This window comes from Bradyrhizobium canariense, assembly GCF_018130465.1.
Classification (GTDB): domain Bacteria; phylum Pseudomonadota; class Alphaproteobacteria; order Rhizobiales; family Xanthobacteraceae; genus Bradyrhizobium; species Bradyrhizobium canariense_C.
The window spans coordinates 267,876-279,136 of sequence record NZ_JAFCKJ010000001.1 but is presented as its reverse complement, the minus strand read 5'-3'; the positions used below and the strand labels follow the sequence as shown (position 1 = coordinate 279,136).

At 64.0% G+C, this 11,261-nt stretch carries 11 protein-coding genes; 4 read left to right on the top strand and 7 right to left on the bottom strand.

Annotated elements, in window-relative coordinates:
• Nucleotides 1-55: 55 nt before the first annotated feature.
• The 7 genes from JQ591_RS01225 to JQ591_RS01195 form a co-directional block, all read right to left on the bottom strand.
• Complete coding sequence (locus tag JQ591_RS01225; RefSeq protein ID WP_211394215.1) at nucleotides 56-1,114, bottom strand: YeiH family protein; 1,059 nt, start codon at nucleotides 1,112-1,114, stop codon at nucleotides 56-58.
• Between the two features lie 116 nt (nucleotides 1,115-1,230).
• Nucleotides 1,231-1,410 (bottom strand): hypothetical protein, encoded by a 180-nt coding sequence (locus tag JQ591_RS01220; RefSeq protein ID WP_349630356.1) that lies wholly within the window; start codon nucleotides 1,408-1,410, stop codon nucleotides 1,231-1,233.
• A 203-nt stretch (nucleotides 1,411-1,613) separates the two neighbouring features.
• Complete coding sequence (locus tag JQ591_RS01215) at nucleotides 1,614-2,327, bottom strand: ABC transporter ATP-binding protein (RefSeq protein ID WP_211394213.1); 714 nt, start codon at nucleotides 2,325-2,327, stop codon at nucleotides 1,614-1,616.
• Nucleotides 2,324-3,079 carry an ABC transporter ATP-binding protein gene (locus tag JQ591_RS01210; protein ID WP_211394212.1) on the bottom strand — a complete coding sequence of 252 codons (756 nt, stop codon included), beginning with the start codon at nucleotides 3,077-3,079 and terminating at the stop codon, nucleotides 2,324-2,326. The genes JQ591_RS01215 and JQ591_RS01210 overlap by 4 nt, the downstream gene beginning before the upstream one ends.
• Before the next feature lie 2 nt (nucleotides 3,080-3,081).
• Nucleotides 3,082-4,101 carry a branched-chain amino acid ABC transporter permease gene (locus tag JQ591_RS01205; RefSeq protein WP_211394211.1) on the bottom strand — a complete coding sequence of 340 codons (1,020 nt, stop codon included), beginning with the start codon at nucleotides 4,099-4,101 and terminating at the stop codon, nucleotides 3,082-3,084.
• Nucleotides 4,098-5,000, bottom strand: a complete 903-nt coding sequence (locus tag JQ591_RS01200) for a branched-chain amino acid ABC transporter permease (protein ID WP_211394210.1) — start codon at nucleotides 4,998-5,000, stop codon at nucleotides 4,098-4,100. The genes JQ591_RS01205 and JQ591_RS01200 overlap by 4 nt, the downstream gene beginning before the upstream one ends.
• 89 nt (nucleotides 5,001-5,089) lie before the next feature.
• On the bottom strand, nucleotides 5,090-6,349 hold the full coding sequence (locus JQ591_RS01195; RefSeq protein WP_211394209.1) for an ABC transporter substrate-binding protein: 1,260 nt from the start codon (nucleotides 6,347-6,349) through the stop codon (nucleotides 5,090-5,092).
• 171 nt (nucleotides 6,350-6,520) lie between these two features.
• On the opposite strand from JQ591_RS01195, the gene JQ591_RS01190 reads away from it, so the two are divergent.
• The 4 genes from JQ591_RS01190 to JQ591_RS01175 are packed head-to-tail and all read left to right on the top strand — an operon-like array spanning nucleotide 6,521 to nucleotide 11,220.
• Complete coding sequence (locus tag JQ591_RS01190) at nucleotides 6,521-8,014, top strand: AMP-binding protein (RefSeq protein WP_211394208.1); 1,494 nt, start codon at nucleotides 6,521-6,523, stop codon at nucleotides 8,012-8,014.
• Nucleotides 8,011-8,658, top strand: a complete 648-nt coding sequence (locus tag JQ591_RS01185; protein ID WP_211394207.1) for a TetR/AcrR family transcriptional regulator — start codon at nucleotides 8,011-8,013, stop codon at nucleotides 8,656-8,658. The genes JQ591_RS01190 and JQ591_RS01185 overlap by 4 nt, the downstream gene beginning before the upstream one ends.
• Nucleotides 8,655-10,565, top strand: a complete 1,911-nt coding sequence (locus tag JQ591_RS01180) for a flavin-containing monooxygenase (protein WP_211394206.1) — start codon at nucleotides 8,655-8,657, stop codon at nucleotides 10,563-10,565. Before JQ591_RS01185 ends, JQ591_RS01180 begins: the two co-directional genes overlap by 4 nt.
• A 19-nt stretch (nucleotides 10,566-10,584) precedes the next feature.
• On the top strand, nucleotides 10,585-11,220 hold the full coding sequence (locus JQ591_RS01175) for a 2-hydroxychromene-2-carboxylate isomerase (protein ID WP_211394205.1): 636 nt from the start codon (nucleotides 10,585-10,587) through the stop codon (nucleotides 11,218-11,220).
• Nucleotides 11,221-11,261: the final 41 nt, after the last annotated feature.

The following is an 11,261-nucleotide window of genomic DNA, read 5'->3' as shown; positions in this document are numbered from 1 at the left end:
GCCACCCTCTCCCACAGGGGGAGAGGGTGCACCGCCATCGCGGCGAGACGACTATTCACTTGAACCAGTGCACCAGCGCGATGCTGATGCCGAGCAGCAGCAGCAGCGACAACGTCACGGCCGCCGTCACCCGCCCTCCGACATTGGCCAGCACGCGCACGTCGACGCCGAGGCCCAGCGCCGCCATCGACACCACCGTGAGAAAGCTGGTGATCTTCGTCACCGGACCGACCACCGTGCCCGGCACGATCTCCAGGGAGCGCAGGGTCGCGAGCGCAAGGAAGCCGAGGATGAACCACGGGACCAGGCGGAAGAAGCCGACATTGGTCTTCTTGGCGTCGCTCTGCCAGCGCGAGGCCGTCAGCGAGAGGCCGACGACGACCGGCCCGAGCATCAGGACGCGCATCAGTTTCACGAGCGTGCCGATCTGGGTGCTGACGAGCCCCGCCGGCACCGTCGCGGCCAGCACCTGCGGCACCGCATAGACGGTAAGGCCCGCGAGGATGCCGTATTGCGTGGCCGACAGCTGCAGCAGCGGAATCAGCAGCGGCAGGCCGAGCACCATCATCACGCCGAGGATCGCGGTGAAGGAGATCGAGGATGCGATCTCGTCATTGTTGGCGCCGATGATCGGCGCCACCGCCGCAATCGCCGAATTGCCGCAGATCGAGTTGCCGCAGGCGATCAGGATCGAGAGCCGCGTCGAGAGACCAAGCAGGCGGCTGATGCCGAAGGAGACGCAGAGCGCGATCACGACGACCGCTGCGATCGATGCCAACAACGCGACGCCGGACGCCGCGATGGCGGCAAAGCTGATCGAGGCCCCCAGCAGCATGACGGCGACTTCGAGCAGCTGCTTGGCGCTGAAGGCGATGCCGGACTGCCAGCGCGGCGCGGGCTTCCAGAAGCTGCGCACGGCCATGCCGAGCAAGATCGCCATCACCAGCGCCTCGACATAGGGATGCTCGAAGACGCCCAGTTCCGCCCGTTCGAGCAGAGCCGAAACGCCGGCCACGGCGATGCAGAGGAGGATCCCGGGAATCAGCGCGACGATGCGGCTAGTGGCCGTGGTCGGCTTGGCGTCGGCCGGGCTGGATGCTTGATTCTGCGACACAAATCTCTCCCAGAGGAGAAGGATTTATACGCAGCGCCATCCGATTGGGAAATAAGTTTTCGACATATCAGGGCCGAGGGAAGTTCTATCCTCAGCCCGGAATAATCAGGCTCGCCTTAGAAGACAAGGCTCTTGGCCAGCGAGGCGACGCGGCTGAAGCTGTCATAGACGCCGGGCTCGAAGAAGGCCGCACGCGCAAGCACGATGCCGGCGACCAGCGACCAGAACAGGCCGGTGCCAACCCGCAGCAGCAGCTTTGACCCGCGCGAGCGCGGCTGGGTGTCCGTTGCGGACACCAATTGCTCGCCGAAAGGTTCAAACCGGGTGCGTTCCATAGCAGTCAATCCATCAATTTCTGACGGAAATGTCGTCGTTTCGGCCCTAAACAGCAATGGAAGCGATTGGCTTTTTTGCCTCCCGGAGGGGAAACTCCTTCCGCCGGAGGGACCCGGGGCAATAGTTTTCTTCTTCCGGCCTATTTGGGCACCAGCGCCCCCGGCTATAGCGCCAGATAGCGGCGGCGGATCGCCTCGTTGGCCTTCAGCTCGTCGATCCCGGCGGCATAGACGATCTGGCCCTTGTCGATGACGGTGGCATGGCTCGCCAGCCCCAGGCAGAAATGCATGTTCTGCTCGGCGATCAGCACGGTCGATCCGAGCTTACGGAGTTGCCGCAACAATTCGCCGATCCGCTGCACGATGATCGGCGCAAGGCCCTCGCTCGGCTCGTCCAGCAGCAGCAGCGCGGGATTGCCCATCAGCGTGCGCGCGATCGCGAGCATCTGCTGCTCGCCGCCTGACAGGCGCCCGGCGATGCGGTGGCGCAGCGGCTCCAGCAGCGGGAAGACTTCATAGATGCGCTTGATCGGCCATTCGTCCTGGCCCTCCGGTCCCTTCTTGCGACCGATGACGAGATTGTCCTCGACGCTGTGCTCCGGAAAGATCTGGCGATCCTCCGGCACGAAGCCGAGGCCGGCGCGCGCGATATGGTACGGCTTCCGGCCGGAGATCACCGCGCCGCGCAGGCTGACCATGCCCCGTCGCGGCGGCGCCAAACCCATGATCGCTTTCATGGTCGTCGATTTGCCCGCGCCATTGCGGCCGAGCAGCGCCATGGTCTCGCCCTGCCGCACCGAGAGCCCGACGCCGAACAGGATCTGGCTCGTGCCGTAGTAGACATCGAGATCGGCGACTTCGATCACTGCAGCGCTCATGCAGCGGCTCCCGCATGCTCGGTGCCGAGATAGGCCTCGATCACGGCGCTATCGTTGCGGATCTCGTCGGGCGTGCCGGTTGCGAGAATGCGGCCGTAGCAGAGCACCACGATCTTCGGCGCGATCTTGAACACGATGTCCATGTCGTGCTCGATGAAGACGACGGTGATCTTCTGCGTCTCCCAGAGCTCGCGCACCTTGTCGATCATGCGCCAGCGCTCTTCCGGGCCCATGCCGGCGGTCGGCTCGTCCAGCAGCAGCACTTTTGGTTCGAGCACCAGCGCCAGCGCAATGTCGAGCAGCTTCTGGTCGCCATGCGAGAGGGTCGCGGCCGTGCGGTTGCGCTTGCCGGCGAGGCCCAGCAGCTCCATCACATGCTCGGCGCGGTCGCGCGTCTCCGGCAACGGAAAACGCTTGTGCAGCACCGCGGACGAGCGCTGGTCGGCGCTGACGGCGGCGAGCATGGTCTCCTGCACCGTCAGCGATTTGAAGATGCTGGCGACCTGAAACGCGCGGCCGATGCCGTGGCGGACGATCTCCGGCGGCGAGCGACCGGCGAGATCGACGCCGTCGAGCAGCACCTGGCCGGAATCCGGCTTCAGTGCCCCGGTGATCAGGTTGAAGAAGGTGCTCTTGCCCGCGCCGTTCGGCCCGATCACGGCGGTGAGCGAGCCGTCGGGGAAGTCGAGCGTGACGTCGTTGGTCGCCTTCACGCCGCCAAAGGATTTTGCGAGGTTGCGGATTTCGAGCATGGCTAGCGCCCCTCGCCCGCATCGTGCCGGTGCGAAAACCATTCGGCGACGAAATCGAGCAGGCCTTTACGCAGGCCCAGCGCGAAAAACAGGATGACGACGCCCAGCACGATGCCGTGGTACTCGGTAAAGCGCGTCACGGTGTCGTTGAGCAGCAGCAGCAGCACGGTTCCGACCATCGGCCCGAGGAAGGTCGAGACGCCGCCGAGCATGTTGATGAAGATGCCCTCGCCCGAGATGGTCCAATAGGCGAATTCGGGATAGGCACCGGAGACGAACAGCGCCATCACCATGCCGCCCATCGACGCGAACAGCGCCGCCAGCACGAAGACGGTGAGCTTTACGCGCCAGACGTCGATGCCGAGGAAGCTCGCGCGCGCGGCGTTGTCGCGGATCATGCGCAGCGTGTAGCCGAACGGCGATTGCGCGATCTGGCGCATTGCCAGCAGGCCGAGGACGAGAAGCGCACAGCTCGCGATGTAGAGATGGACGTGGTTGGCGAGATTGATACCGAGGAATGCGGGCCGCGGAATGCCGCCGCGCAGACCCTGGTCGCCGCCGGTGAAGGAGGCCCAGGACAGGATGGTCGAGTGGATCAGCATCTGGAACGCCAGCGTGACGAAGGCGAAGTAGATCTCCTTCAGCCGCACGCAGATCGCGCCGATGACGGCCGCGATGAGCGCCGTGATCGCCAGCGTCGCGACGAAGGCCACGGGAATCGGCAAGCCGAGCTTCTGCATGATCAGGCCGAAACTGTAGGCGCCGAGGCCGAAGAACATGCCGTGGCCGAACGAGGTCAGGCCGGTGTAGCCGACCAGCAGGTTGAGCGAGGTCGCGAACAGGCCGTAGGCGGAGCAGCGAATGACGAAATCGAGCAGCGCCTTGCTGCCAGTGAACAGCGGCAGGCTCGCCAGCACGGCAAAAGCGACCAGCGCGATCAGCACATCACGATAGCGTTGAAGCACGGCGACGCTGCGCACCGGCGCCAGCCTGTCGGCGCGCCCGGCCTCCAGCTCGGTCATGCCGCCTCCTTGCCGAACAGGCCGGTGGGTTTTGAGACCAGCACGATCACCATGAACAGATACATCAGGCCTTCCGTGAACAGGGGAAAGCCGAGCGAGCCGAACGAGCGGATCAGGCCGAGCAGCAGTGCGCCGACCAGCGCGCCCACAATCGAGCCCATGCCGCCGATCACGGTGACGATGAAGGATTCGATCAGCACCGAAAATCCCATGCCCGGGGTCAGCGACCGCACCGGCGCGGCGAGCGCGCCGGCAAGGCCCGCGAGCATGCCGCCGAGCGCGAACACGCCGCCATAGATCAGGCCGGTGTTGATGCCGAGCGCGGACACCATGCCGGGATTGTGCGCGGCGGCGCGGATCACCTTGCCGATGCGGCTGCGCGAGAGCCCAATGCCGAGCACGATCGCCGCGAGAAGCGCTACTCCAATCAGCAGCAGATAATAAGGCGGCACGACGCCACCGGCGATGAACAGCGGCATCACCTGGAACGCCGCGGGCATGCCCATCGACCTGAATTCCGGCCCCCAGATCAGCCGCACCACGTCATCGAAGATCAGCACGAAGGCGTAGCAGACGAGCAGCTGCATCAGCACGTCGGCACCATAGACGCGGCTCATGAAGACGCGCTCGAAGATCAGGCCGAGAATGGCGGTGCCGGCCGCACCGGCCAACATTGCAAGCGCGAAGCTGCCGGTGAGCTGATAGGCCGTCATCGCGAAATAGGCGCCGAACATGTAGAAGGCGCCGTGGCTGAAATTGACGATCTTGAGCACACCGAAAATCAGCGTCAGTCCGACCGCGACCAGGAACAGCAGCATGCCGATGATGAGGCCGCTGGTGGTTTGTGTCACCAGGCAGGCGGAGCTGGAGAGGCAGCCGGCAAGCGCGTCGAGATCCACGGGAGCACTTTCATTGCAGCGCGCCTGATACGGCGCGGAGACCAAACGAAACCGGCGGAGACGGTCGGCCGTCTCCGCCGTATGCGTGATCAGGTGTAGCCCTTGCTCTTCTTCCACTCGGCCTCTAACTCGAAGATGGTCTTCCAGTCGCCGGCCTTGACCTCAGGGACATAGGGCTCCTGCGGGATCGTGGTGCCCCAGCCGATCGCGTAGCCAACGAGGGTGTGGTCGTCGCCGCGCATGGTCACGGTGCCGTCGGTGCCGAACGGGCACTTGATGGTGAGGCCCTTCAAGACCTCCGCGATTTTCTTGCCGTCGGTGGAGTTCGCCTTCTTCGCGGCTTCGGCCAGGAACATCACGGCGGTTGCGTTCTGCCACGACCAGTTGGTCGGATATTCGTTGTACTTGGCCTTGTAGGCATCACCCCAGGCGGCATTTTCCGGCGTGGTCGGGAACGACTTGATGTAGCGGTTGCCGGAATGGATGCCCTTGGGCAGGTTCTTCACCACGGTGAGCGCGGTGTAATCGGCCATGTTGACCGCGAACACCTCCATCTGGCCGAACATCGCGTAGATGTTGGCCTGGTCGATGTAGGAGGTGAGATCGCCGCCCCACAGGCAGGAGTAAAGCGCCTGCGGCTTGGCCTGCAGAATCTTGGTCACCACTTCGGTGTAGTCGGGCTGGAACAGTTTTGGCCAGGACTCGCTGATGATTTCGACGTCAGGCGCGAAGCGCTTCAGGTACAGCGTGAACTCGCCGGTGGTGTCGCGGCCATAGGCATAGTCGGGCGAGCAGGTCGCCCATTTCTTCAGGCCCTTGGCCTTCGAGATCGAAGCGGCGTAGCTGCCGCCGACGATGGAGTCATGGATGCCCTGGCGAACGCAGCGGAACGCGTTCGGGATGTGCTGCTTCGGATCGGCCGTCAGCGAGGACGCTTCCGAGCAGGTGTGGACACAGAGCACGCCGAGATCGCGCGCCACCTCGTGAACCGCGAACGATCCGGACGACGCCTCGCCATCGATCAGCCATTCGCAGCCATCCGTGTTGACGAGCTCACGCGCGACGCGGGCAGCTTCCTGCGGCTGGCCCTTGGAGTCGCGGATCACCATCTCGATCTGCCGGCCGGCGAGCCCGCCGGCTGCGTTGACCTTGTCGACCTCGAGCATCACGGCGTTGCGCGACGACGTGCCGAGCTGCGCGACCCGGCCCGACAAAATCGTCGGCATGCCGATCTTGATGGTCTTGGCTTGCGCGCGCGCCACCCACGGCGCGGCAACACTCATCGCACCGGCGCCCATCAGCGCCAATGTTGAACGGCGGCTGATGCCCGGCGTGCGGGTTCTCGTCATTTTTTCCCTCCCTCTGTCGGGTCGGCGTGTCCTGATCCCTGCCGGAGATCGTCTCGTCTCCGTGTTCCCGAGGATTTCAGAGGCAGGGGGTGACGTCAAGCCAAAGATGAATTATGAGTCAGAATTCATCAATGAGGAGACGGTGCCGGCAATCGGCGCAAAACCCGCAAAATGATCAACCTTTCGAGCTTCATCGCCTTCCATGCCCGGCGCACGCCGGAGCGGCCCGCGCTGAAATATCGCGGCGAGGAGATCTCCTATGCGGTCTTCGACGCGCGCATCCGGAAGGTGGCAGGCTGGCTCGCTGCGCAAGGCATCGGCGCGGGCGATGTCGTGGCGGTGCTGATGAAGAACAGCACGGCCTTCCTTGAGCTGGTCTTCGCCACCAGCCATCTCGGCGCGGTCTTCCTGCCGATCAATTTCCGCCTCTCGCACGACGAAGTCGGCTACATCGCCGGCGATGCCGGCGCGCGCCTCCTGATCGTCGATGAGGAGCTGGCTGCGAATGCCGCGGGCGCGAGAGTTGTCGTGCTCGACGAGGCCGCACAACAGAGCGTGACGCGCCTCGCTGGCGATATGCCGCCCGCGCCGATGCACGTCCGCCAATCATCCGACCTGATGCGGCTGATGTATACGTCGGGTACGACCGATCGCCCCAAGGGGGTGATGCTCACCTACGATAATTTCTACTGGAAATCGGCCGACCAGACGATCGCGCTGGGCTTGAGCGCGGAGACGCGCCTTCTCGTCGTCGGCCCGCTCTATCACGTCGGCGCGCTCGATTTGCCCGGCATCGCCGTGCTCTGGCATGGCGGCCTCATCCACATCGCACGCTCTTTCGAACCGGAGAGCGCGCTTGCGGCAATCGCGGAAGACAAGCTCAACGCCGCCTGGTTCGCGCCCGTGATGACGACCGCGATGCTCACCTGCCCCACCCGCGACCGCTACGCCGTGTCGAGCCTGAAATGGGCTATCGGCGGCGGCGAGAAGACGCCTGAGCTGCGTATCCGCGCCTTCTCCGAATATTTCCACAATGCGCGCTACATCGATGCCTATGGCCTCACCGAAACCGTCGGCGGCGACACCTTCATGGACGCCGGCCGCGAGATCGAGAAGATCGGCTCGACGGGGCGCGCCATTGCTCATGTCGAGATCGAGATCCACGACGAGGACGGCAACAAGCTGCCGCCGAACGTCGATGGCGAGATCTGCCTGCGTGGGCCGAAGATCATGCGCGGCTATTGGAAGGATCCGGAGAAGACGGCGTCGGCCTTTTTCGGCGACTGGTTCCGCAGCGGCGACGTCGGCTATCTCGACGATGAGGGCTTCCTGTATTTGACCGACCGCAAGAAGGACATGATCATCTCCGGCGGCGAGAACATCGCATCCTCCGAGGTCGAGCGCGTCATCTACGATTTGCCAGAGGTGCGCGAGGTCGCGGTGATCGGCCTGCGCGATCCGCGCTGGGGCGAGCGGCCGGTCGCGATCGTCGTGCTGGCCGAAGGCGCCAGCCTCGAGCTCCCTGCCCTCACCGAGCACTGCCGGGCGCGGCTGGCGAGCTTCAAGGTGCCGAAACAGCTCATCATCCGCGGCAGCCTGCCGCGCAACCCGTCCGGAAAGATTCTCAAGCGCGTGCTGCGCGCTGAACTGGAGACCGTGGCATGACGCAAGGCCCCGCCACCGAGAAAGTCACAAAACTCAACCGCGTCGAGCGCAACGCCTGGACCAAGCAGAAGATCTTCGAGGCCGCCACGAAGGTCGTCGGCAAGCATGGCTATGCCGAGGCCTCCGTCGCGCGCATCACCGAGCAGGCCGGCGTCGCGCAAGGCACCTTCTACAATCATTTCGAGAACCGTCAGGAGCTGCTCGACCAGCTGTTGCCGAAGATCGGCCTCGACATGGTCGAGTTCATCCGCGCACGCACCGGCACGGCGGATGCGGCGCGGCAGGAGATCGAACGCTTCTCCGCCTTCTTCGACTTCATCCGCGAAGTGCCGGAATTTCTGCGCATCCTCAACGAGGCCGAGTTCTTCGCACCTCACGGCTACCAGAAGCACCTCGACAACATCTCGGTTGCCTATGTCCGTATCTTGCGCCGCGCGCGACGCTCCGGCGCAATCGAGGATTACAGCGACGAGGAGTTCGAGGCCGTCGTCCACATGCTGATGGGCTCGCGCGGCTATCTCAGCCGGCGCTACTCCTATTCCGCCGATGGCGTCACCGCCGTTCCCGACCACGTCATCTCCGCCTATCGCAAGCTGATGACGCGCGGCCTCTTCACTGCACCCGGAGATCAGGACACGCCATGAACATCGAATCTCCGCACAAGCTGCTCGACCTCACCTCGGCGATTGCAGAAGGCGACATCCGCTGCCTGCTGATGGTGCTGGTGCACATGACCGGCGACGAGCGTTGGCTGGAGCCGCCCTATCTGCCCAAGCGCGACATCCGCCTCATTCCCGATCCCGAGGCCGGCGTGCCCCGGGAGATCCAGGATGAGATCCGCGCCGCGGTGGTCAAACTCTTTGCTGAGGGCACGCCTGCGCCTGTCATCACAGATCCCGGCGAAGAGCTGTTGCTGAAGATGATGCGCGCCTGCCTCGGCGAGAATGTCTCACCGGAATATGCGCCCCTGATGCGCGAGGAGATGGGTTTTGTGCCGCGCGAGCCGCGCTGGACCAAGCGCCCTTCGGACCAGAAGATCGCGGATCAGCATGTGCTGATCGTCGGTGCCGGCGTCTGCGCCATCGCGCTCGGCGTCGCGCTCGGCCATCTCGGCATCCCCTACACCATCGTCGAGAAGAACGAGGAGCTCGGCGGCACCTGGTGGATCAACCGCTATCCCGGCTGCGGCGTCGATACGCCGAACCACTCCTATTCCTACTCGTTCGGCTCGGGCAATGCATGGACCCGCTACTTCTGCCAGCGCGAGGAGTTGCACGGATATCTGCTCAAGGTCGCAGACGAATACGGCATTCGCAAGCATCTGCGCGTCAACACCGAGCTGACCTCGTCGCGTTGGGACGAAGGCAAGCGGCGCTGGATCTCGACGCTCAGGACCGCGAATGGCGAGGAAATCTTCGAATCCACCGCGCTGGTCTCGGCGATCGGCCAGCTCAACGATCCCTCTCGCGCCCGCTTCAAGGGCGAGGACAACTTCAAGGGAACGATCCTGCATTCCGCGTTGTGGTCCGATGACATCAAGCTCGACGGCAAGCACGTCGCCGTGATCGGCACCGGCGCGACATCGATGCAGCTCGTGCCGGCGATTGCCGACCGCATCGCCTCGGTCACTATCTATCAGCGCAGCGCGCAATGGGCGCGGCCGGTGAAGGGCTATGCCGACCCCATCAGCGAGGGCGCGCGCTGGCTGCTCGCGCACCTGCCCTTCTATGTGCAATGGTATCGCTTCAACATGTTCTGGCGCTACGGCGACGGACTTTTGCCGTTCCTGCGCAAGGACCCGGCCTGGCCGCATCCGGAACGCGCCGTCAACAAGGGCAACGACCGGCATCGCCAGGAGCTGACCGATTTCATTCGATCGGAATTGAAGGACCGGCCGGACCTGATCGAAAAATGCGTCCCGACCTATCCACCCTATGGCAAGCGCATCCTGCTCGACAACAATTGGTTCAAGACCTTGACGCGCCCGAACGTCGAGCTCGTCACCGACACGATCGATCATTTCGACCAGAACGGCATCGTCACCGCGGACGGCAAGCATCGCCCCGCCGACATCGTCGTGGTCGCGACCGGCTTCAAGGTCACCGAAATGGCCGCGCGCCTCAACATCAGCGGCCGCGACGGCAAGAATTTGCGCGAGGCCTGGGGCAACGACAATCCGACCGCGTTCCTCGGCCTCACCGTGCCTGGCTTTCCAAATTTCTTCTGCATGCTCGGCCCCAACTCCGGCCCCGCGCATGGCGGCAGCGTCATCTTCCAGTCGGAATGTCAGAGCCGCTACGTCTCCGCCTGCCTCGCCGACATGATCGAGCACGACGTCGCAGCGATCGATGTCCGCAAGGAGGCACTGGACGACTACGTCCAGAAGGTCGACGCCGAGCACGAGGCGATGATCTGGACTCATCCCGGCATGAGCACCTACTATCGCAATTCGAGCGGCCGCGTGTTTTCCGCGATGCCCTGGCGCTTTGTCGACTATTGGCGCATGACGCATGATCCGGATCTGCGCCAGTACAAGCTGACGAAGGTGTGAGCTCGAGGAGGGAGTCGCCATGCCGAAGCCACGCGTGCGCATCTATACCGACTACAAGAGCCCCTACGCGTTCGTGGCCAACAAGCGCCTGTTCGAACTCGAGCAGACACACGGCGTCGAGCTCGAATGGCTGCCCTATACGCTACGCGTCGCCGAATTCATGGGGACCGTGGAAGAGCGCACGCCCCACTTCTGGCGCAAGGTCCGCTATGCCTATATGGACGCGCGGCGCTATGCCAATGCGCAAGGGCTCGTCATGAAAGGGCCCCGGCGGATCTATGACGCGTTTTATTCCAGCGTCGGCATGCTCTTCGCCCAACGGCACGGCTTCTTCCGCCCGTATCACGACAAGGTATTTCGTCGCTTCTGGAGCCATGAGCTCGAGATCGACGATCTCGGCGAGATCACCAGCATCATCACGTCATGCGGCGGCTCAGCTAGTGAATTCGAAGCCTACGTCCACGGCCCGGCGCGCGCCGAGCACGACCGCATCATCATTGATGCCGAAGCGCTCGGCGTGTTCGGCGTGCCGACCATGGTGTTCAACGGCGAGCTGTTCTGGGGCGGCGATCGCATCGACATGCTGATCGCGCGTATCGAGAAGCCCGAGACGATCGAGGCCGCGCTCGGCAGCCGCCATCGCAAGCCGGCGTAGGCTCTACATATTTGTAGCATGATCTTTTGGGAAAACCGCTG

What these genes read in the sequence shown, in the direction of transcription:
- JQ591_RS01180 (WP_211394206.1), top strand. Translation starts at nt 8,655, where the DNA reads ATGAACATCGAATCTCCGCACAAGCTGCTCGACCTCACCTCGGCGATT.
- JQ591_RS01175 (WP_211394205.1), top strand. Translation starts at nt 10,585, where the DNA reads ATGCCGAAGCCACGCGTGCGCATCTATACCGACTACAAGAGCCCCTAC.
- JQ591_RS01185 (WP_211394207.1), top strand. Translation starts at nt 8,011, where the DNA reads ATGACGCAAGGCCCCGCCACCGAGAAAGTCACAAAACTCAACCGCGTC.
- JQ591_RS01215 (WP_211394213.1), bottom strand. Translation starts at nt 2,327, where the DNA reads ATGAGCGCTGCAGTGATCGAAGTCGCCGATCTCGATGTCTACTACGGC.
- JQ591_RS01190 (WP_211394208.1), top strand. Translation starts at nt 6,521, where the DNA reads ATGATCAACCTTTCGAGCTTCATCGCCTTCCATGCCCGGCGCACGCCG.
- JQ591_RS01195 (WP_211394209.1), bottom strand. Translation starts at nt 6,349, where the DNA reads ATGACGAGAACCCGCACGCCGGGCATCAGCCGCCGTTCAACATTGGCG.
- JQ591_RS01210 (WP_211394212.1), bottom strand. Translation starts at nt 3,079, where the DNA reads ATGCTCGAAATCCGCAACCTCGCAAAATCCTTTGGCGGCGTGAAGGCG.
- JQ591_RS01205 (WP_211394211.1), bottom strand. Translation starts at nt 4,101, where the DNA reads ATGACCGAGCTGGAGGCCGGGCGCGCCGACAGGCTGGCGCCGGTGCGC.